Consider the following 22278-nt stretch of genomic DNA (forward strand, 5'->3'; position numbering starts at 1 on the left):
CATGGCGCAGCGGGACGGGAAAGTCGTCACGTTCTACTCCTACAAGGGCGGCACCGGCCGCACCATGGCGCTGGCCAACGTCGCCTGGATCCTGGCCGCGAACGGCAAGCGCGTCCTGGCCGTCGACTGGGACCTCGAGTCGCCCGGCCTGGCCCGGTTCTTCGCCCCGTTCATCGACCGTGACGCGCTCGACAGCATGTTCGGCGTCATCGACCTGATCGAGGACTACGAGCTGTCCACCGCCACCCAGTCCGACAAGGACGGCGAACGCTGGCACGAGCAGTACGCGCGGGTGCACAAGTACTCGTTCTCGCTGAACTGGCAGCACTTCCCCAAGGGCGGCACTCTCGACTTCCTGTCGGCCGGGCAGCAGAACAACGACTACGCCGGATATCTGGCCGGCATGAACTGGGACGACTTCTACGAGCGCAAGGGCGGCGGCCAGTTCTTCGACGCGCTGCGGGCCGACATGAAGAAGCACTACGACTACGTCCTGATCGACAGCCGCACCGGGTTCTCCGACGTCTCCGACATCTGCACCATCCACCTGCCCGACATCCTGGTCACCTGCTTCACCCTTAGCGAGCAGGGCATCGTCGGCGCGGCCAAGGTGGCCCAGCTCGTCGAGCACCGCTACGACAAACGGCGCATCCGGGTGCTGCCGGTGCCGATGCGGATCGACCCGGCCGAGAAGGTCAAGGCCGACACCGGCCGGGCCGTGGCCCGGCAGCGCTTCACCGGCCTGCCGAGCGGCCTGGGTGAGGCCGAACGGGATCGCTACTGGGCCCGGATGCAGGTGCCCTATCAGGCTTTCTACGGGTACGAGGAGCTGCTGGCGACCTTCGCCGACCAGCCCGGCTCCAACGGCTCGCTGCTGTCGGCGTACGAGGTGCTGGCCTACGAGATCACCGAGGGCGACGTCCAGTCGCTGCCGCCCATGGCCACCGCCCTGCGGGAGCGGATCAACGCGCGGTTCGCCCGCACGCCCGCCTCGGTCGAGAACGAGGTGGTGCTGCGCCACTCCTCGTACGACCGGGTGTGGGCCGAGTGGATCGGCCATCTGCTGGTCGCGGCCGACGTCAAGGTGGTCGACCCGTGGTTCCCGGACGCCGGCGGCGACGTCTCCGGCGCGGCCCGCGAGCTGCTGATCGTCTCCGAGTCGAACGCCACCGATGACGCCGTGGCCGGCGCCGCCGACCGGTCACCCGACCAGGTGCCGCTGGTCGTCTACGTGTCCGACGTGCGCCGCCTCGCGCATGTGCCGCCCTCGCAGACCGTCTCGATCGCCGGGCTCGAGGCCGAGGCGGCGGCCGCCCGGATCCTGCGCCTCATCGGCCGCGAGGGTGCGCCCTCCGATGTGGAGCTGCCAACCAGCCCGCGCTTCCCGGGCGCCGACAACTCGGTCTTCGAGGTGCCCGGCCGCAACACCCGGTTCACCGGTCGCGAGGAGGATCTGCGCCAACTCCGTACCCACCTGCGCAGCAGCCCCATGGTCGTGCTGGCCAGCCCCGGCCCGGTGGCGTTGCAGGGCATGGGCGGCATCGGCAAGAGCCAGCTGGCGCTGGAGTACGCCCACCGCTACCGGGCCGCCTACGACGTCGTGTGGTGGATCGACGCCGACCAGGTGTCGTTCCTCGAGTCGGCGCTGGGCGACCTGGCCACCTCGCTCGGCCTGAGCCCGTCCGACTCCAACCGTGACAACGCCCGGGCCGTGCTCCAGGCGCTGCGGCACACCGACCTGCGCTGGCTGCTGATCATGGACAACGCCGACGAGGTGGACGGCGTCCTGCCCTACGTGCCCGAGGGCAAGGGCCACGTGCTGATCACCTCGCGCAACCTCCAGTGGGCCGATCGGGCCACCGCGCTTCAGGTGGACGTGTTCAAGCGCGAGGAGAGCAAGCAGCACCTCATCCAGCGGGTGCCGACCATCGAGGAGGAGCAGGCCGACCGGATCGCGGCCCTGCTCGGCGACCTGCCGATCGCCATCGCGGCCGCCGCCGCCTGGCTGGCCGACACCGGCGCCTCGGTCGAGCAATATCTCTCCGAGATCGTCCAGGCCGGTGGCAGCGCGGTGATGGAGCCGCACAAGAACGAGTCGGTCGAGGCCACCTGGGAACTGTCGCTCAGTCACCTGCGCGAGACCTATCCGGCCGCCTACCGGGTGCTCCAGCTCTGCTCGATGTTCTCCCCGGAGATCGCCACCGACCTGGTCTACAGCGACGCCTTCGCCGAGGCCCTGGTTCCCTATCACTCCCAGGTGACCACCGAGCGCCTGATCCGCCAGCAGCTCGTGCAGCAGGCCCACCGGCTCGCCCTGGTCCGGGTCGACCTGCGGGCCGACAACCCGTCCAGCAGCGAGACCGGCCGCGGTGGCTTCGTCGTCATGCACCGCCTGCTGCAACACGCCGTCCGCTCCCGCATGACCGAGAACGACCGGGAGGAGGCCCGCCGCCAGGTCCACCTCGTGCTGGCCGCGGCCCGCCCGAGCGACGAGGTCGACGATCCGGAGGACTGGCCGAAGTTCCGCATGATCTGGCCGCACCTCGATGTGTCGAAGGCGCCGCTGAGCCGGGTGCCCAAGGTCCGCGAGCTGATGATCGACCGGGTGCGCTACCTCCAGCTCCGCGGTGAGCTCGAGGCCGGCCGGCGGCTCGGCGAGGAGGTGGCCGGCACCTGGGAGGGCATGCTGCGCGACGAGACCGACGCGCAGGCGGCGGCCGACCTGCGGCGCCAGCTGCTGCACCTGCAGTTCAACCTGGGCAACATCCTGAGCTTCCTGGGCCTGCTCAAGGAGTCGCACGCGCTCGACGCCGAGGTGCTGGAGCGCCAGCGGGAGTTACTCGGCCACGATCACCCGCACACGCTGATGACCGCCGGCGGCCTCGCCCGCGACCTGCGCGGCCTGGGCCAGTACAGCGAGGCCCTGGCGCTGGACGCGAGCACCTTCGCCGCCTGGAAGACGAACTTCGGCGAGGTCCACTGGCGGTCGCTCAAGGCGCTCAACAACCTCGCGAGCACCCAGCGGCTGATGGGCGATTTCCGGGAGGCCCGCAAGAACGACGAGATGGTGCTGGCCGGCCGCCGCCTGCTCCGGCACGCCGAACACCCGGACACGCTCATCTCGTCGGCCTACGTCGGGATCGACATGCGCGACGCCGGCGACTACGAGCAGTCGATCACCCGGCTCCGCGGTGTCTACCGCGACCTGCTGCGCACGCGCGGACCGGAAGACCTCATGACCCTGCGCACGCAGACCAATCTCGCGGTCTCCCTGCGCGCGGCGGGCCAGCCGGTCGAGGCCGGTGAGCTGCTCGGCGCCGCCCTCAAGACGCTGACCGACCGCTTCGGGCCGGACAACCCCGAGACGCTGACCTGCCGGCTCAGCCTCTCGATCAACCTGCTCCAGGTCGACCAGCACCAGCTCGCGGGCGAGGAGCTCACCGAGGTGCAGCAGATCTATCTGCGCAACCTCGGGCCGCGCCACCCGCTCACCCTGGTCTGCCAGCTCAACCTGGCCATGGTGGCGCGCTACGCGGGCGACCTCGACCGGGCCCGGGCGCTGGCCTCGGAGGCGGCCGACCTGCTGGCCGACGCGCTCGGCGACGACCATCCGTACGCCCTGTCGGGCTGGATGAACCTGGCCATCTCCATCGCCGAGCAGGCCGACCCGCCCGAGGGCCGCGCCGCGGCCGACCAGGAGGCGCTGCGCCTGCTGCAGCGCGCCTCGGACGGGCTCAACCGGGTGCTGGGCGAGGACCACCCGAACGCCCTGCGCTGCCGGGCCAACCTGCTGCTCCTGCAGGAGCGGCTGGAGCCGGGCCGGCGCAGCCAGCAGATCGACGCGACCGCCCGGCGCCTGGCCCGGCGGCTCGGCGAGGGCCATCCCGCGGTCGCCGCCATCCGCGAGAGCAAGTTTCAGCGGCGCATCATCGACCCGCATCCGATCTGATCTGCGGGTGGTCGGGCCGGGTCAGCCAGGCCAGGATCTCCGGCAGCACGGCCACCGCGCCGAAGTGCGCGGTGTGCCGCTGCACCTGCACCTCGGAGCTCTGGATCTGCCCGGCCAGCCACCGCGTGTGGCTGGCCGGGGTGAAGTTGTCGTCGGCGCCGTGCCACAGACGTACCGGCATCTTGATCTCGGACAGAGCGAAACCCCAATCCGAGCGCAGAGCCAGTACGTCATCGATCCAGCCGCCGGGGCCGTCACGCAGAGCCTCCGCGTAGGCGTCGAGCAACTGCCGGCGGATCGGCACCCCGGCCACGGCCTTGCGGTCGGCCTCGGTCATCTGCTCGATGAGGAACTCGAGCAGCGAACCCGGATCGTCGATCACCTTGGCCGCGCGCCGCCGCAGCTCCTGCACCAGCAGCGCGTCGTCGTGCCCGGCGCTGCGGAAGTCGCGGACGTTGGCGTCGGTCATGCCGCCGAACCAGTCCAGCCCGGCCGCGTCGGACGGGGCCATGCCGACCAGGACGGCCGCGCGCAGCACCCGGTCGGGCAGCAGGGCGGCGCAGGCCAGCGCGTGCGGGCCACCGCCCGAGCGGCCCACCACCGAGAACTCGCCGAGGCCGAGATGGTCGGCGATCGCCGCCACGTCACCGGCCGCGTCGGCCACACTGCGCCCCGGCGACCGGCTGGAGCCGCCGTAGCCGGGCCGGTCGTACGAGATCAGGCGGACACCCTGGCGATAGAGCACGCTCGGCCGCGGGCGGGGGCCGCTGCGGCTGCCGGGGGTGCCGTGCAGCAGGAACACCGGCCGCCCGTTCCCCGCTCCGACCGCGTCGACGGCGAGGATCCTCCCTCCCGTACGGACGACGTGCTCATGGCGTGTCTGCGGGTGGGACAACCCGGGCCTCCTCGAATGCCGTCAGCTCCGCCAGCGCGCCGGCGAGGGTGTCGTCGCCGGGCTGCCGGCCGTGCGCGCGCAGATAGTCGGTGAGGATGCGGCTCAGGCGCGCCTCGTCCAGGAACTCGTCCGGCCGGCGCTGGGCCAGCAGGCGCGTCATGGCCGCCGGCGCAATCTTGCGCCAGGCCTGGTCGGGAAAGCCACTGAGTGCGATGAGCAGCCACAACGCGGTGCGGTTGCCGACGCCGGCGTCGGCGAACTGCTCGACCATCTCGGCCGAGACCATCGCCTCCTCCACCGGCAGCTCGGCCAGCCGGCTCTCCACATCGGCCACCACGGCGCGGACCTGCGCAGCGTACCGCTCCGGCAGCCGGTTCAGCCCGGTGCGCAGGATCAGCGCGTGCAGGACGGCGTGCCCCTCGGGCGCGCCCACCGAACGGAGAAGATCGGGAAATTCGTCCATGAGGTACGGGCACGAGACGATCAGCTCGGCCGGAGCCGTGACCGACATGGGCAGCCTGCTCAGCGCCACCCGGGTCAGCGCGCACACCAGGTCGGGCGGCAGCTGCCGGCCGTCCTCGGCCAGGCATTCGAGCAGCAGCGCGGCCGTCGTGCTGGACACCGCCTCGGGCCGCTCGGTGGCCCGTTCCAGCAGCCGGCGGTAGCCGCGCTCGTCGTACAGGGTCAGGGCGTTGAGTGACGGCACCGGCCAGCGCCGGGTGGCCAGCTCGACCATGTCGGCGTGGAAGCGGCCACTCTCGAAGCTTTCCGGCTGGTGGCCGCGCCACGTGCGCGCCCCCGCCTGCAACTGCCCGTACGCGGTGATGTCGCCGACCAGCCGGGCCTCCTCGGCCGCCACGTTCAGGCCGTTGCCGAGCTGCTCCCGGCGCACGGCGGTGATCCGCCCCTCGCCGTCACGGCCCAGCCAGCTGATCATCGCGAGCTGGCCCTTCTCGTCGAGGCCGGCCCGCCACAGTCGTACCGTCGAAGTCCAGGTCGTCTCGTCCATCAGGCTCGTGTGCAGCACCCCGCGCTCGCCGGCGACCAGGGCGGCCAGGCTGACCAGGTTGGCGGTGTAGGCGGCGAGCAGGCGCACCGGGTCGTAGCGCGAAGGCTCGTAGCGGTCGATCCCCGCGATGTCGTTGCGCTGCCGGGCCTCGGCCAGCAGAGCCACGACGGTCTCACCGACGGCGGCCCGCTTCTGCGGTGTCAGCTTGGCGCTGAGCTCCTTGGCGAACATCATCACGGCGTCCCGCTTGACCAGCGGCTGGTGCGAGAGCAGGGCCCGGAACCGCCCGGTGCCGAGCTGGGCGCCGGAGCCGGCCCGCAGGAAACGGCGGAGCTCGGCCAGGTCGCCCAGCGAGTTGATGACGTGATCGGCGATGAGGAAATCGCCGAAGGTCGCGTGCAGGAACTCGTACGTCCGCCTGGTGTCCTCGCCCTGAAGATCGTCCGGCCCGTAGACCACGAAGAACGCCGTCGTCACGAGCTGCTCCGGCCCGAGCTGATCGCCCGGCGGCCCCGCGTCGTCGCCCGAGGCTCCGAAACAGGCCAGGTCGGCGCGCAGATGAGCCCGGTTGACCACCTCACGGTTGCGGTTGAACATGGCGAACGCGGTGATCGCCAGATCGTGGCGGAGCCGCTCCTCGGCGGCCGTCCGCTCCTCCGGCGACGGCGCCCGCGGCGACTTCTCGGCCACCTGCCGCCGGATGAAGGCGGTGAGCAGCCCGGTGAACAGGTCGGACTGCGAGATGTCGTAGTCGGGCCGCTGATCGACGCTGTGCTCGTTGTAGTAGATCGCCAGCAGGGTCAGAAGCAACGGCTGACGGACCAATTCCCCGTACGACAGCAGATCGCGGGCCACCAACGGCCGGAAACCGGCCTGCTTCTCGTTCTCCTTGTTGACCGCCTCGACCCAGTCCCCGATCTGCTGATCGGCAAGATCTTCGAGCCGGACCAGGACGGTGCCGTACGGCAGACTGGCCCGATCCATGACCAGCATGCGTGACGTGACGATCGGGATCATCGAAAATCCGAGCTCCCACTGCCGCTCCTGAAACTCGGCCACCCGCTCGATGTACTGCGAATGCGCCGTGCCGGTGGCCTGCACCAGCTCGTCGAACCCGTCGAAGACGACGACTACGGTGGTCCGCTTGGACGCCTCCCGCAGATCCTTCCACCGGATCCGGTCATCCATGATCTGCTCGATCGCCGACTCGATCTGCTCGGCCGGATTTTTGTCACCCGTCATCAGCCGCAGGGGAACCACGATGGCCGTGAACCGGGCGGCCGGAAGCCGCGCCGCGATGACCCGGGTGAGAAGGGTCTTGCCGGCACCCGGCTGCCCGAGAATCAACAGTGGACGGTGAAGGCTCTCCGGATCGGTCAGATAGTCACTGAGAAAACCGACCAGGTCGGCACTCCACCGCTGCTCCTTCCACCACTCCTCCTGCTCCGGCTTGGCGTACCGGTCGTACTCCGCGATGCGGAAGTCCGGGCTGATGAACCCCTTCTCGACCGTCGGAATGCCCAGGTGGAAGTCGATGCCCTTGATCCGCAGCAAAGGCTGCTTGAACACCACGCTCAAGGAGGCGGCCAGCCGATCGAGCGAATCCCGGAGCGGATCGGTCACGACCGACGGCATGGGCCCATGCAGCCCCGACAGATTGCCGAAGAGATCCTCCAGAGCGTCGAGCCGGTTGACGACGCGCTCGGTCATCTCCCGGTTGTCGATGACCCCATGCTCGAGAGCCTGCCGAAGGGTCCGGAACCCGAACTCGGGCAGATCGGCCGCGAGCCGATCGAACCGGTCGTCGTAGTAGCGCATGCTCCGCTCGACAACGCGCGTGCGGAGCGAGCTGTGATCGAGCCCGCGCCGAACATCAGGCCAGGCGGCAAGCCCTTCACAGAAGACAATGGTGGCGTCGTAGAGAGCGACATAGGCGTTCTCGACATCGGTACGGGCCTCACCCAGCCCCAGCACCGACGACGGAAGCGGAAAGCCCCCACCGTCGATCTCGTCGGCCAGCGACCGCCCGCGCCCGTCCCCCGAGGCGACAGCGCCCTTCTCGGAGTCGGTCAGCTCGAGCCGGTCGAAGCCCGGCCCCACCTCATCCCGGAAGGCGTCGAAGAAGGCGGAGAGGGCCAAGACGGTGTGGCTGGCTTCGAGCAGCTCGTAGTAGGACTTGCCACCGGAGGTACGGATCCGCCCGGCCGGATTACCGGTGAAATCACGGACGGCTTGGAGAAGAGCGTTCTTGGGCCCGAGAAGGGCGAGGGTGGCCCCTTGAGAGAGGGCACCACCGGTGAGCAGCCCCGCCGACAACACCTTGTCGATCTGCGAGATCCGGGCATTCCCCGGGGCCAGCCGGCGCATCGCTTCCCGATAGCTGAGGCTAGATCGGCGAGCCATCCCCGGAGCATACGGACTCCCATAACGGAACGCCATCGACCGATCCCGCTAGGTGATCATGCCTTGCAGGGAAGCTCCTCGCGGGTCCAAATGCCACGTACGTGTCAGCGAGCATCTCGGACGAACCGTCGCGCGATCCCTGCCGTACCCGGTGGCGACAGTGCCCGACTCCCCGATCGAGGAGGGCCCGCTTCGACAGGAAGACCATCGTGCTGCCCCTCTCCGGCGTGACAACGCGCCATGAGGGCCTAACGATCATCGCAGAGACCGAGGCATCGGCTTGGCGTCATCAATAGAGCGCCCATCGTCGCCCGGTCCACCGGCGGGCGCCAAGCAAGACATCGCCTTGGTGCCGAAGGAGGTGCGGGAAGTGGCACGCCGGCGCTTCAGGCCGCAGGGCCCAGTGTGCGTAGATGCCGATTCGGCGACAGGCGGTCGCAACGCGAGGCCAGGCTGATTTGGCCCGCAACCCGGCTACCGACGTTGCAATCCCCAACGTTTCACAGCGGCACCCATGGCTGACTTGTCATGGTCCTAATAAAAGGGATTGCAGCGACATTACATTGGATGTTTCACCGATATTGACACAGATATTTCATGGACCCGCTGCTCCGTCTCAGACCGCTCGCTGAACAAGTTTGCACCGACGTATCGATTGTGGGTTCATTGTGCCCATGACACGTACGGATCCGTCGGGCCCCGACGTCACCCCGAAGGTGGCACCCTCCTTGGAAACCCGGCGCTTCTTCCTCAAGCGCTCACGTCGGAAGTCCGCCCCCGTCAGACGCGCGTTCATCCAGCGCCCACCAGGGTGTAGGCCGCGCCGAGGTCCACTTGCCACCTTCGTCAACAGAGGAGACTCCCGCGCGCTGAATGCCTATCTCTACCTCCTCGCGATCACGAGTGGTGATCTTGACGAGGTGGGTTGGATCTACACCCTCGACAGCCGCGTTTGGGCTCGCGCTTTCGGCACTACCGAACACGCGACTGACGGCTCGGCCGTTACCGCCGTCGTCCGAATCCTTGATCGTCTTCAAAAGCGCCGGTTGATCACCTGGAAGCGCGTTCGTCCCCGCAGCCCGGACATCACGGTCACCCTGCTGAAAGAGGACGGCAGTGGAGATCCGTACACCCGGCCGGGAAGATCGAACACTGACGCGTTCATCAACCTGCCATTCGGCTTCTGGTACGACGAGTGGGACCAGAAACTCAGCCTGCCCGCTACCGCCATGCTCCTTGTTCTTTCCGCCGAATACCGGTCGACTGCGCTGCCCAGCGGTCGCGTCCATGACTGGTACGGGTGGTCGGCCGACACGGCTGAAAGAGGATTCGACGACCTGGCGACCTGCGGCCTTCTCTCGATACAGAAGACCGCCAGGACGGCCCCCAACTCCCCTACCGGCTGGACCGTCGAGAACCGCTATGCCCTCCAGCAGCCGTTCAAGCACCGTAGGCGCAGCAAGCAGTCATCCAAGGCCCCTACGCCCGAGAAGTCCGATGTCCAGCAGTTCATGTCGGCGCTGTCGTCCCCAGATGGCGGCTGGTCGGATGACACATCTGGCTGAGCGGTGAGAACGACCAAATTCTCACGACTACAGCAAGACGGCCTCCGGGCGGCTGCAACCACCCGAAGGCCGAGTCCAGCAAAGCCCCATCCCTGCACCAAGCGAAACGAGGTATCGCCAGATCATGCCCAGGATAGTTCGCGGTCGTCACGGTCGCGACGATGAGATGGACGACGAAACCACCAGCCGCACACTGCCCCTCCGCTGGGGCGTCATCTTGGCTACCGGGTTGAGCAGCGGTCTTGCCGTAGGCGCAGCCGACCCTGTCGCGGGCATCACCGTCGGGCTCGCTGTCGCGACCTTTCTCCACCGGGTGCTCGCAAGGCGCTAGTCGCCCCAGAGCCCGGCTGGCGCGTCAGCGCGCAGCCGGGCTCACGACAGACCGAGCCAGCCGTTGCAGGGCAGGCCGGCGCCGGGTCGCATCGATTTGTGCTCAGCTGGCCTGGCAGGGTCGCGGACAACTGGGATCTCCGTTGTCGAGGTGGACCCGAGCAGTCTTGATACTTCGGGCCTCTGCCGTGCGCGCGTTACGCGCCGTCACCAAAGTCGGCCGCGGAGGTCGAAGGCCGTTGTTGGCGCGGGTACGCTTCGTGATCGCGGGAGGGAAGTTGCGGGACGACACAACAAGGCTGCTCGGGCGGCGGCGTGAGCGGGAAACGCTTGATGGGCTGCTTCGGGATGTAGGCGACGGGCGCAGTCGGGTGCTGGCTCTCCACGGTGAGGCCGGCGTGGGTAAGAGCGCTCTCCTCGACTACCTCGAAAAGCAGGCCGCTCAATTCCGGGTCGTGCGGGCCGCTGGGGTCGAGCTCGAGTCGGACATCGCCTACTCGGCGTTGCAGCAGCTCTGTGCTCCCCTTCTTACTCATCTCGACAAGCTGCCCGATGTTCAGCGGACGGCCCTCTCGATCGCGTTCGGGCTGACCTCGGGGCCTCCGCCGGAGATGTTGCCTCTGGGCATGGCTGTGCTGGGGCTCTTTGCCGAAGCCGCCGGCACCAAGCCTCTCGTCTGTGTCGTCGATGATGTGCAATGGCTTGACCGGCATTCGGGGCTTGTGCTGGCCTTTGTCGCCCGGCGGCTCGATGCCGAGTCGGTGGCTCTTGTGCTCGCCGCTCGTACGCCTGGTAACAGCCTTCTCAAGGATCTTCCCGAGTTGCGGATCGACGGGCTCGGGGATGCCGACGCCCATGCTCTGCTCGATTCGGTTCTGGTGGGGTCGGTTGATTCGCGCGTCCGGGATCGGATCGTGGCCGAGACTCATGGCAATCCGCTTGCTCTTCTCGAACTGCCGCGGGATCTGTCGCCGGCCGAGTTGGCCTTTGGGTTCGGTGGGCACAGCACCTCGCTCGCGGGGCGTGTCGAAGAGGGCTTCCGGCGGCGCATCGGTGGGCTTCCCGGTGAGACCCGCCGGCTGATGCTGGCCGCGGCGGTCGAGCCGGTCGGAGACGTACCCCTGCTGTGGCGTGCTCTTGAACTGCTCGGTGTCGGGCCGGACGCGGCGGGGGCGGCGTCGGCCGAAGGGCTCCTGGAGGTGGGCAGCCGGGTTCGGTTCCGTCATCCGCTCGTGCGGTCGGCCAGCTGGCGGTCGGCCGATCCAGGTGAGCTTCGGCGGGTGCACGCGGCGCTGGCCGAGGTCACCGATCCGGGGCTCGACCCTGACCGGCGGGCCTGGCATCGGGCGCATGCTGCTGTCGGGCCCGATGAGGAAGTCGCGGGTGAGCTCGAACGTTCCGCCGACCGGGCGCTGGGCCGGGGCGGGCGGTCGGCGGCTGCTTCCTTCCTGGAACGGGCCGCGATTCTCACGCCGGATCCGAAGAAGCGCGCGGCCCGCACCATCGCCGCCGCCCGGGCCCGGCTCGAGGCCGGTGCGACCTCCGACGTGCCGGATCTGCTGGCCGCGGCCGAGCTGGGGCCGCTCGGGCCGTTGCAGCGGGCCGATCTGGAGCGGGTTCGGGCCAAGGTGGCCTTCGCCGTCAATCCGGGCAGCGCCTCCGGTTCGCTGCACGCGGCCGCGGGGCGGCTGGCCGATCTCGACGCGGCGGCGGCCCGGCAGACGTATCTCGAGGCGCTCGGCTCGGCCGTGCACGCGGGGCGGCTCGGTGGGGCCGCCGCTCTGAAGAGCACCGCCGAGGCGGCCCGTGGTCTTCCGGCGGGGGACGACCCGGCCGGGCTGTTCCTCACCGGGCTCATCACCTGGAGCCTTGACGGCTATGCGCCGGCCGTCCCCCGGTTCGCGGCCGCCCTCGACGCCGTGACCGGCGACGACGACATGGATCTGCTCTGGCTGGCGGCGATGGTCGCGCTGGAGATCTACGACGACGCGGCCTGGGATCGGCTCGCCCGGCACGGGCTGGACTACGCGCGGCGGCTCGGTGCGCTGCCGATTCTGCTCACCGCGCTGTCGTACCGGACCTCGTCCTTGATCTTCTCGGGTCGTTTCGCCGACGCGCAGGGGCTGGCCGACGAGTCGATCACCGTGGCCGAGTCGACCGGCCGGCAGGGGCCGCTGGCCAACACGATCTTCATGGCCGCCCATCGGGGACGTGAGGCGCAGGCGCTGGAGCTGATCGCGACGGCCGAGCGGGACGTCACCGAGCTCGGCGTGGGGCGGCTGCTCGGCATCACCGGCTACGCGAAGGCGGTGCTCTCCAACGGGCTCGGCAACTTCGAGGCGGCCGCGAGGGCGGCCCGGTTCAGCGCCGAATATCCGGACCTCTCGTCGTACGGCTGGTCGCTGAGTGAGCTGGTCGAGGCGGCGAGCCGGACCGGTGACCTCGACGTCGCGATCGAGGCCCGCGACCTGTTGGCCGAGCGGACAACGGCCGCCGGCACGCGGTGGGCGCTGGGGGCGCGGGAGCTGGCCTACGCTCTGACCGAGCCGGCGCCGGAGGAGCATTACCGGGCGGCCATCGACCATCTGGGCGGCGGTCGGCTCGGCCTTCTTCAGGCAAGGGCGCGATTGCTGTACGGCGAGTGGCTGCGCCGCGCCAACCGTCGCGGCGACGCCCGGGTCGTGCTGCGGGCGGCGCACGAGGCCTTCGCCACCATGGGGGCCGAGGCGTTCGAGGATCGCGCCGGACGTGAGCTCGTGGCCACGGGCGAGACCGTACGGAAGCGGTCCCTGGGCGTACCGGACGATCTGACCCCGCAGGAGGCGCAGATCGCGCGACGGGCGATCGAAGGCCTGACCAACCCCGAGATCGCCGCCGCTCTCTTCCTCAGCCCGCGCACTGTCGAGTGGCACCTCCGCAAGATCTTCAACAAGCTCGGCATCACGTCGCGGCGCGAGCTGGCCGCGGCCCTGGGTGACTCAGGGCGCCCGTGACCCGCGGGCCTTCTCCTGCTCCAGGAGAGCGTCGAGATCATCCAGGCGGTGCAGGCCGCGCAGCGGCTGCCGCATCCGGTGATTGCCGGCCAGGGCCTGTTCATGACGGGCGAGAAAACTCCAATATCCGGCGGTGTACGGGCACGCGTCGTCGCCCGCGCGCACCTTGGGGTCGTACCGGCAGCCGCCGCAGTAGTCGCTCATCCGGTTCACATAGGACCCACCGGCCGCGTACGGCTTCGTGCTCATCCGCCCGCCATCCGCGAATTGGCTCATACCAACCACGTTGGCCGTCATGACCCACTCGTAGCCGTCGACGAAGCAGCGGTGGAACCAGTCGGCCACCGCGCCGGGCCGCCAGCCGCGCTGCATCGCGTAGTTGCCGAGCACCATCAGCCGCGGGATGTGATGCACCCAGCCGCGATCGCGGACACCGGCCAGCACGTCGGACAGGCAGCGCGCCCCGACCGCGTCGGCGTTCAGCTCGGCGAACCATTTCGGCAGTTCACGCCGGGCGTGCAACTCGTTGCGAGCCCGATATTCGGGCTCGAAGTACCAGTAGAGATGCCAGATGAAGTCACGCCAGCCGAGGATCTGCCGGACGAAGCCCTCGACGCTGGCCAGGGGCGCGGCTCCGCTCCGATAGGCCTGCTCGGCGCGTTCGATCACCTCGAGCGGATCGAGCAGCCCCAGATTGATGGCCGGGCTGAGCATGCTGTGCGCCATCTGAGGATCGCCGGCGAGCATCGCGTCCTCGTACGGCCCGAACGCCGGCAGCCGATGCTCCACGAAATGCCGGAGCCGGGCCAGCGCCTCCCGCCGCGTGGCGGGGAAGAGGCGCGGTCCGTCATTACCGACAAAGGTGATGTCGTCCTCGCGCTCCCAGCGATCCAGATCGGCCCGTACCTCCTCGTCGATCTCGTCCTCGCTGATCGCGGGCGGCGCCGGCACATCGAGCCGCTCGGCCCCGCGCGGCGGCGGCTCCCGGTTGTCGGTGTCGAGATTCCATCGGCCTCCGGCCGGTTCAGACCCTTCCATCAGTACGTCGTGACGCTGCCGGGCAAACCGGTAGAAGTCCTCGAGCCGCAGATGGTCACGGCCACCCGCCCATGACACGAAGTCACCGGGCGCGGTCACGAAGCCCCGGGGCGGCAGCACCTCGACGTTCGGCAGCCGCCGGACGAGCCCCCGGGCCGCCCGCGAGGTCGGATGGCACACGCTGACCGGCTCGGTCACCGCCTCGGCATAGGTCTCGGCCCGGACCAGCCGGACGTTTTCATCCCGTGCCCGGTGCCGGAGCGCGGAGAGCACGAGATGGGCCTTTTGGCGGTGGAAGACACGGCGGCGAAAGACGGCTTTCGACTCCACGAGCAGCACAGGCTGATCGCGCGCGTCCTGAAAGTGCGGCCCCAGTTGATCGGCGAACAGCCAGCGACGCTCCATACCCGCATGGTGCCGCACCGAGCTCGCTCCCGCGTGATCATCGCCACGAGCCGACGAACTCTCCCCTCACGTGAGAGTAGGTTTCTCAGTGCTTTGCATTCTGAGTCGAAATGAGTTTTATGTCCGCCCTGTTGTTCCGTCCGGCCTGGTTGGCGTCGCCGCGAGTGTTTCGGACGGAGGTGCTGGCGGGGCTTGTTGTCGCGCTGGCGCTCATTCCCGAGGCGATCTCGTTCTCGATCCTGGCCGGGGTCGATCCGAAGATCGGGCTTTTCGCCTCGTTCACGATGGCGGTGACCATCGCGTTCACCGGTGGGCGGCCGGCCATGATCTCGGCCGCGACCGGGGCCATCGCGCTCGTCGTGGGGCCGCTGGCCAAGGAGCACGGGCTCGGGTTTCTGGTGGCGGCGGTCATTCTGGGCGGGGTCTTTCAGATAGTGCTGGCCCTGGTCGGGGTGGCCAAGCTGATGCGGTTCATCCCGCGCAGCGTCATGGTCGGCTTCGTCAACGCGCTCGCGATCCTCATCTTCTCGGCCCAGCTGCCGCACCTCACCGGCGTGCCGTGGCTGGTCTATCCGCTGGTGGCGATCGCGCTGGCGATCATCTGGTTCCTGCCGAAGCTGACCACCGCGGTGCCGGCGCCGCTGGTCGCCATCGTCGTTCTGACCGTTTTCACGCTCATCGCACACGTCGCCGTGCCGACCGTCGGCGACGAGGGCAAGCTCCCGGACAGCCTGCCGGTACTCGGCCTGCCCGACGTGCCGTTCGCCTTCGAGACTTTGAAGACCATTGCGCCGTACGCCCTGGGAATCGCTCTTGTGGGTCTGATGGAATCCCTGATGACCGCCAAGCTGGTCGACGACATCACCGACACGCGCTCCGACAAGACCCGGGAGTCGTGGGGTCAGGGCGTGGCGAACATCGTCACCGGCTTCTTCGGCGGCATGGGCGGCTGCGCGATGATCGGCCAGACGATGATCAACGTGAAGACGTCCGGCGCCCGCACCCGGCTGTCCACCTTCCTGGCCGGCGTGTTCCTGCTGATCCTGGTGGTGGCGCTCGGCGACGTGGTCGCCCTGATCCCGATGGCCGCCCTGGTCGCCGTGATGATCATCGTGTCGGTGGGCACGTTCGACTGGCACAGCGTCGCCCCGGCCACCCTCAAGCGCATGCCGGCCGGTGAGATCGTCGTGATGCTGGTGACCGTCGCGGGCACCCTGGCCACCCACAACCTGGCCGTCGGGGTCGTGCTCGGCGTGCTCACGGCCATGGTCGTCTTCGCCCGGCGGGTGGCACACTTCGCCACCGTGACCAGCGTTCCCGATACCGACGGCGGGTCGCGCGTCTACCGCGTACATGGGGAATTGTTCTTCGCTTCGAGCAACGACCTCGTGCACCAGTTCGACTACGCCGGCGACCCGGACCGGGTGGTGATCGACATGAGCGCCGCGCACATCTGGGACGCGTCCTCGGTGGCCGCGCTCGACGCCATCACCACCAAGTACGCGGCCCGCGGCAAACAGGCGGAGATCATCGGGTTGAACGAGGCCAGCACGAAGTTCCACGAGAACCTCAGCGGCAAGCTGGGCGCGGCGCACTGATGGCGCTCATGCGGATCGGCGAGGTGGCCGAGCGGACCGGCCTGAGCATCCGCACGATCCGCCACTACGAGGAAGCCGGCCTGATCGTCCCGTCGGCGCGCAGCGAGGGCGGGTTCCGGCTCTACACGGAGCCCGACCTCGACCGGCTCCGCGTCGTCAAGCGCATGAAACCGCTCGGTTTCACCCTGGAGGAGATGCGCGATCTGCTGGAGATCATCGACGCCCTCGAATCCGCGACCGGCGCTTCACGGGAGCCGCTGCTCGACCGGCTGGCCTCTTTTCACACGGCGGCCGAGGAGAGGGTTCGTCGACTGCGCGAGCAACTGGAGATGGCCGAGGGTTTCGCCCACCAGATGCTGACAACATTCCAGGCCGCAGCCGCATCTAGGTAGGTGTGGTTCAACGACGCAAGTTCCTCCTCGGAGCCGTGAGCGTGGCCGGCCTGGCCGCCTGCACCCCCTCCCGCTCCTCGTCCTCGGCCGCCAATGTCTGGGAGCAGCCGACGGCGGCCCCGCTCCGGCTGACCGCGCCCACCGGCCAGATCTCCCCGGCCGGCCCGGTGAAGGTGACGGTCGACGGCGGCCGGATCGAGTCGGTCACGGGTCTGGCCGGCGCGGTCGACGCCGACGGGGTGACCTGGCGGTCCTCGGGCGCCCTGGCCTACGACAAGACGTACAAGGTGACCGCTCATCTGCTCGACAGCCTGGGCGCCAAGGTCGAGAAGGCGGCGACGTTCACCACGGTCAAACCACGCGCGCTGGCCGTGGTCACCTTCCAGGCCAACGGCATGACGGCGCTGGAGACCGGCGGCACGTACGGCATCGGCCAGCCGGTGATCGTCGCCTTCAGCAAGTCGGTGAAGGACCGGGCGGCGGCCGAGAAGGCCATCAGGGTCGAGACGTCACCCCATGTGGACGGCAAGTTCTTCTGGGTCGACAACAAGATCGTGCATTGGCGCCCCGCGAAATACTGGGCAAAAGGCACCACGGTCAAGGTCAGCGTCAACACCCTGGGCGTCAACCTCGGCAACGGCTTGTACGGCAAGGCGAACGCCACCACGCACTTCACGATCGGCCGCAGTCTGATCGCGATCAGCGACAACAGCAGCCACCGCACCCGCGTCTACATCGACGGCAAGCTCACGCGGGACATGGCGTGCAGCAACGGCCAGGGTGGCTACACGACGATCGCCAACGGCGACCAGATCCACTTCTGGACCCAGAACGGCCCGCACGTGGTCCTCTCGAAGGAACGGACCCACAGCATGAGCTCGGCCAGCTACGGCTTGAGCGACACGAACAACCCGTTCTACTACGAGCCCGAGGATGTTCAGTTCTGCACCCGGATCTCGTACTCGGGCGAATTTCTGCACGCGGCCCCGTGGAACACCCAGCTGGGCCGGGCGAACACCTCACACGGTTGCATCAACTTGAGCACGGCCGACGCCCAGTGGGTCTACAAGAACTTCATGGTCGGCGACGTGGTCGAGGTGGTGCACAGCCCGAAGGAGCTACCAGCGTGGGACGGCCTGGGCGACTGGACGGTCTCGTACGACAAGTACGGCACCTGAGTCCCAGAATGCGGTCAGGTGGCGGAGTATGTCCGTTCCCGGCAGCTGAAACGCGGCCTCATCTCAGGCACCTAGCGTCGGCGGGCGTGGAACCTGAACCAACATGGCGCGAACGCGCCACCGCGCGCCTCATGCGGCAGTACCAGCAGGCCGGACCGGGCTTCGACGGCATTCACCAGATGCTGTTGCAGCACTTGCGCGACAACCGGCACGCCGAGGCGCGACCCGCCGACTCGGCCGGACTCGCCCACGCCGTCCTCGACCTGGGCTACACCGACTACCGGCGACCGCACATTTCGTGGCCCAACTTCGTGATCGACGCGAGTGTCCTGCGCTCGCACGCCCGCCTGGACAGTTCCACGGTCGGCGCCGCCCTCGTCGAGGCGGTCGCCGACGAGGCCTGCCAAGTGATCGTCTCCCCGGCCGCGTACCTGCACGTGGCGCCCGAACTCAGCGGCGAGCAGGACCAGCGTCTCTACCGGCTGCTCCGCCGCATGGATCCCGCACACGCCGCACCATCGGACGACAAGGACGACCCGCAGCCGATCGTCGACCTGCCGGCCCTGGCATTCCGCGACGCCGACATCATCGCCCGCCTCAAGACGGGCGAGCGCCCGGACATCGTGCACACCGCCTTGCTGGCCTTGCAGCACCGATGCGTGCTCGGAACCCTCGACCCGGCCGCCTATCACCGAATCGGCTACCTGCGCACGCTGGACCTGGCGGCTTAAAACTCGTGACTCTTTGCGGTGGGGAGGCGGCGCCAGCAGATCAGGACGCAGCCTAGTTTGAGCAGGGCTTCGTGTATGTCGTCGCGGCTCTCCTGACGGAGGCATAGCCGCCGGAACCAGCACAGCAACACGAAGCTCTGCCCGACGGCCCAGCGCTGCTTCTCAGCCCGGAGCCAATGACCGAGGTGATGCCGAGTTCGCGGACTCTGTCGTGGTCGTAGCCGCGGTCGACGTAGACCCCCGGAGCCCTGCGGCCTCGGGCCGCCCTCGAGTGCTCGCACGTGAGTGGGGTCAACCATCGCTCGGGACAGATCCAGCTTGCTCTCCGCGCGCAGTTCGGCCAGCGGGATTTCGTGGAGACGTTGCCGGACGAGCCAGCACTTGAGGGTCACGCTTCCTCATGTCAGCGACAACGGCCTGTCCGCAAAATCGATGATCGCCCGGCAACGAGCGAGGTCGCTAAGGCCTCATCACGTTCGCTGTCGCGTCATGGTCGCGACGAAACCAGACCTGGGCCCATGGCCGTACGCTCCCTCGTCGACCGGCGCCTTCGCAGGTCGGCGGAGTTGCCGCTGTTCAGGGTTATGCGGAGGGCGTGGGATTCGAACCCACGATGAGTTTCCCCATACCGGTTTTCAAGACCGGCGCCATCGGCCACTAGGCGAGCCCTCCCGATGTTGCTGTCTCAGTTTGCCAGACGGCTGCGGCGGTGTCGGCAGGCACTCGCGAAGCAACTTGTATCAAGGTTGTGAAAATGGCTCTGAACTGGGGAAACCCTACTTCCTGACGTGGGCGTGACGGTTGACACGGCATCGATGGTGGTGTTTATCGTTCACAGTCTTTACTTTTCCCGGCCTTGGCCCCCACCTCCGGCAAGGGAGTCCCCACCATGTTCAGCAGGAAGATCGGATGGGTCGCCTCGGCGGCCCTGGCCGCTTCGGCCGCCGTTCTGGTCGCGCCGCAGGCCTCCTCTGCGGCCGGCGAAACCGTCAACGTCTATCTGACCACCACCAGCGACAGCGGCGGGCGTTCCGTCTCTCGCGGGCTTCAGCAGCAGGCCGCCGTCGCCTTCGGTAGCGGCTCGGGCAGCGCCAACCAGACCGTCACCGTCAACGAGAACACCACCTACCAGCAGTTCGAAGGGGCCGGCGCCTCCTTCACCGACACCGCCGCCTTCGACATCCGCGGGAGCGGGGCCCTGTCCGCCGCCACCCAGAACGATGTGATGACCAAGCTCTTCAGCCCGACCGCCGGCATCGGGGTCAGCGCCCTGCGCAATGTCATCGGGTCGTCCGATCTGGCCCAGGGCAATTTCTCGTACGACACCACGTGCTGCGATCTCAACGACTTCTCCCTCAGCCGTGACGCCGATGTCATGGCCCTGACCAGGCAGGCCGTCGGGCTCAACCCGTCGATGTTCGTGATGGCGTCGCCCTGGTCGGCTCCGCCGTGGATGAAGGACAACAACGCGTACAGCCAAGGCTGGTTGCAGTCGCAGTACTACGCGGCCTACGCGCAGTACTTCGTGAAGTACATCCAGGGCTATCAGGCACAGGGCGTGCCGATCCGTTACGTCACCGCGCAGAACGAGCCGACCTGCTGCCCGGGCTATCCGTCGATGCAGTGGAACGCGGCCGGCCTCCAGTACTTCTCCAAGACCAACCTGCTCCCGGCTCTTCAGGGGGCCGGGCTCAGCACCAAGCTGCTGGTCGGTGACTGGAACTTCGACACGTACGACACGTGGGTGGCTCCGCTGCTGGCCGACACCGCCATCCGCAACCACCCGAACTTCGGTGGCGTGGCCTGGCACGACTACGGCGGAAATCCCTCCACCGCCACCGCCGTGCACAATCAATATCCGCAGGTCAACGCCTACATGACCGAGCATTCGGGCGGCACCTGGGTCGGCAACCAGCATGCCGAGGACATGGGCGACCTGATCGACTACTTCCGCAACTGGGGCCGTAGCTGGACGAAGTGGTCGATGGCCGTGGACGAGAACATGGGCCCGCACAACGGCGGCTGTGGCACCTGCACGGGGCTGGTCACCGTGCACCGCAACGACGCCCGGCGCGGCCAGGTCGACTACACCATCGAGTACTACACGATGGGCCACCTGACCAAGTTCGTCCGGCCCGGAGCCGTGCGGATCGACTCCAGCGCCAACGGCACCGTGCCGAATGTCGCCTTCCGCAACGCCGACGGCTCCAAGGCTCTGATCGCCTACAACACCAGCGGCAGCACCCAGAGCGTCAAGGTGAACTGGGGCAGCCAGTCCTTTGTCTACAGTCTGCCCGCGCGCACCTCGGCCACCTTCACCTGGAACGGGACGCAATCCGGCAGCGGCAGCAGCGGCGGAACCATCAAGGGCCTCGGCGGGAAGTGCCTCGACGTGACCGGCGGCTCCACCGCCAACGGCAACCAGCCGCAGATGTGGGACTGCACCGCCGGCAACACCAACCAGCAGTGGACCCGCAACGCCGACGGCACGATCACCGGCCTCGGCAAGTGCCTCGACGTGGCCAACAACTCGACCGCCGACGGCGGCGCCGTTCACCTCTGGGACTGCATCGGCAGCGTCGCCAGTCAGAAGTGGACCGTCACTTCGGGCGGCGACATCGTCAACACCGCCTCGGGCAAGTGCCTCGACGTCAAGGACAACAGCACAGTCAACGGCGCCAAACTTCAGATCTGGGCCTGTACGGGCGCCGCGAACCAGAAATGGTCGTTGTGACCTAGCCTCGGGGTATGCACGCGATCGTGATCGAGGACAAGAAGCTCGCCCTCCGCGAGGTGCCCGACCCGGTGCCGGCGGAGGGCGAGGTCGTTGTCGACGTCACCGCCGCCGGTGTCAACCGGGCCGACGTCTCCCAGCGCCAGGGCTTCTACCCGCCGCCGCCCGGCGCTTCGGCCTATCCGGGTCTCGAGTGCGCCGGGGTGATCAGCGCGGTCGGGCCCGGCGTGAGCGGCCGTCACGTCGGTGAGCGGGTCAGCGCCCTGCTCTCCGGCGGCGGCTACGCCCAGCGGGTAGCGGTGCCGGCCGGCCAACTCCTGCCCGTGCCGACCGGCCTGTCGCTGCACGAGGCGGCCGCGCTGCCCGAGGTCAGCTGCACGGTCTGGTCGAACTCGGTCGACCGCGACCGCCTGCGCAAGGGCAAGACCTTCCTGGTGCACGGCGGTGGCAGCGGCATCGGCACGTTCGCCATCCAGCTCGGGCACGCGCTGGGCGCCACGGTGATCACCACCGCCCGCGCGAGCAAGCACGACCGGCTCCGCGAGCTCGGCGCCGACCTCTGCATCGACTACACCACCGACGATTTCGTGGCCGCCACAAAGGACTTCACCGATGGGGCCGGCGCCGACGTGGTGCTCGACATCGTCGGGGCGAAATATCTCTCGCGCAACATCGAGGCGCTCGCGCCGAACGGCCGGATCACGGTCATCGGCATGCAGGGCGGCCGCAAGGCCGAGCTCGACCTCGTCCAGCTGATGGCCAAGCGCGGCTCGGTCTCGTCCACGTCGCTGCGGGCCCGCCCACTGGCCGACAAGGCCCGCATCGTCTCGGCGGTGGCCCGTGACGTCTGGCCGCTGGTCGAGGCGGGCGCGATCAAGCCGATCATCCATACGACGATGCCGCTGTCCGAGGCGGCCGAGGCGCACAGCCTCATGGAGTCGAGCGATCACCTCGGCAAGATCCTGCTGCTGCCGTGATCTAAACGTCTCGGGGCGAAATTACCACCTTCGGGGGACTGATCCGGCGTCTTTATGACAGGTTGGTCCGGATTTGCGGCG

At 68.5% G+C, this 22278-nt stretch carries 12 protein-coding genes, 1 tRNA gene and 1 pseudogene; 10 read left to right on the forward strand and 4 right to left on the reverse strand.

Features of this window, described 5'->3' with window-relative positions; translation table 11 throughout:
* Window position 1 precedes the first annotated feature (1 nt).
* The gene (gene fxsT / locus ACQP2X_RS49060; RefSeq protein ID WP_498693290.1) at window positions 2–3949 is read left to right on the forward strand and encodes an FxSxx-COOH system tetratricopeptide repeat protein; all 3948 of its coding nucleotides are present in this window, start codon (window positions 2–4) and stop codon (window positions 3947–3949) included.
* Here the strand turns inward: fxsT and ACQP2X_RS49065 are convergent.
* Window positions 3927–4844, reverse strand: coding sequence for an alpha/beta fold hydrolase (locus tag ACQP2X_RS49065; RefSeq protein WP_498693292.1), 918 nt, complete (start codon window positions 4842–4844; stop codon window positions 3927–3929). The genes fxsT and ACQP2X_RS49065 overlap by 23 nt on opposite strands.
* Window positions 4819–8256 carry an NACHT domain-containing protein gene (locus ACQP2X_RS49070; protein ID WP_498693293.1) on the reverse strand — a complete coding sequence of 1146 codons (3438 nt, stop codon included), beginning with the start codon at window positions 8254–8256 and terminating at the stop codon, window positions 4819–4821. The genes ACQP2X_RS49065 and ACQP2X_RS49070 overlap by 26 nt, the downstream gene beginning before the upstream one ends.
* 920 nt (window positions 8257–9176) lie before the next feature.
* On the opposite strand from ACQP2X_RS49070, the gene ACQP2X_RS49075 reads away from it, so the two are divergent.
* The 3 genes and pseudogenes from ACQP2X_RS49075 to ACQP2X_RS49085 all read left to right on the forward strand — a co-directional run bounded on the left by ACQP2X_RS49075 (window position 9177) and on the right by ACQP2X_RS49085 (window position 13144).
* Complete coding sequence (locus ACQP2X_RS49075; protein WP_498693294.1) at window positions 9177–9821, forward strand: hypothetical protein; 645 nt, start codon at window positions 9177–9179, stop codon at window positions 9819–9821.
* Between the two features lie 590 nt (window positions 9822–10411).
* Window positions 10412–10861, forward strand: a pseudogene (locus ACQP2X_RS49080) (AAA family ATPase); the annotation flags it as partial.
* Window positions 10862–11065: 204 nt separating this feature from the next.
* Window positions 11066–13144 carry a LuxR C-terminal-related transcriptional regulator gene (locus ACQP2X_RS49085; protein ID WP_498701318.1) on the forward strand — a complete coding sequence of 693 codons (2079 nt, stop codon included), beginning with the start codon at window positions 11066–11068 and terminating at the stop codon, window positions 13142–13144.
* On the opposite strand, the gene ACQP2X_RS49090 is transcribed toward ACQP2X_RS49085, so the two are convergent.
* Window positions 13130–14587 carry a cryptochrome/photolyase family protein gene (locus ACQP2X_RS49090; RefSeq protein ID WP_498693298.1) on the reverse strand — a complete coding sequence of 486 codons (1458 nt, stop codon included), beginning with the start codon at window positions 14585–14587 and terminating at the stop codon, window positions 13130–13132. The genes ACQP2X_RS49085 and ACQP2X_RS49090 overlap by 15 nt on opposite strands.
* A gap of 119 nt (window positions 14588–14706) precedes the next feature.
* On the opposite strand from ACQP2X_RS49090, the gene ACQP2X_RS49095 reads away from it, so the two are divergent.
* The 4 genes from ACQP2X_RS49095 to ACQP2X_RS49110 all read left to right on the forward strand — a co-directional run bounded on the left by ACQP2X_RS49095 (window position 14707) and on the right by ACQP2X_RS49110 (window position 18486).
* Window positions 14707–16185: a SulP family inorganic anion transporter gene (locus ACQP2X_RS49095; RefSeq protein ID WP_498693300.1), complete on the forward strand. Its 1479-nt coding sequence runs from the start codon at window positions 14707–14709 to the stop codon at window positions 16183–16185.
* A complete protein-coding gene (locus ACQP2X_RS49100) occupies window positions 16185–16577 on the forward strand; it encodes a MerR family transcriptional regulator (RefSeq protein WP_498693301.1) in 393 nt (130 codons plus the stop codon). The genes ACQP2X_RS49095 and ACQP2X_RS49100 overlap by 1 nt, the downstream gene beginning before the upstream one ends.
* A 2-nt stretch (window positions 16578–16579) precedes the next feature.
* On the forward strand, window positions 16580–17755 hold the full coding sequence (locus ACQP2X_RS49105; protein WP_498693302.1) for a L,D-transpeptidase: 1176 nt from the start codon (window positions 16580–16582) through the stop codon (window positions 17753–17755).
* Window positions 17756–17841: 86 nt separating this feature from the next.
* The gene (locus ACQP2X_RS49110) at window positions 17842–18486 is read left to right on the forward strand and encodes a hypothetical protein (RefSeq protein ID WP_498693304.1); all 645 of its coding nucleotides are present in this window, start codon (window positions 17842–17844) and stop codon (window positions 18484–18486) included.
* A 587-nt stretch (window positions 18487–19073) separates the two neighbouring features.
* Here the strand turns inward: ACQP2X_RS49110 and ACQP2X_RS49115 are convergent.
* A tRNA-Ser gene (locus tag ACQP2X_RS49115) sits at window positions 19074–19158 on the reverse strand.
* A 217-nt stretch (window positions 19159–19375) separates the two neighbouring features.
* On the opposite strand from ACQP2X_RS49115, the gene ACQP2X_RS49120 reads away from it, so the two are divergent.
* Window positions 19376–21220: a ricin-type beta-trefoil lectin domain protein gene (locus tag ACQP2X_RS49120; RefSeq protein ID WP_498693305.1), complete on the forward strand. Its 1845-nt coding sequence runs from the start codon at window positions 19376–19378 to the stop codon at window positions 21218–21220.
* A 14-nt stretch (window positions 21221–21234) separates the two neighbouring features.
* Window positions 21235–22197 (forward strand): NAD(P)H-quinone oxidoreductase, encoded by a 963-nt coding sequence (locus ACQP2X_RS49125; RefSeq protein ID WP_498693306.1) that lies wholly within the window; start codon window positions 21235–21237, stop codon window positions 22195–22197.
* Window positions 22198–22278 lie beyond the last annotated feature (81 nt).

This window comes from Actinoplanes sp. CA-131856 (assembly GCF_050956135.1).
Classification (GTDB): Bacteria; Actinomycetota; Actinomycetes; order Mycobacteriales; family Micromonosporaceae; genus Actinoplanes.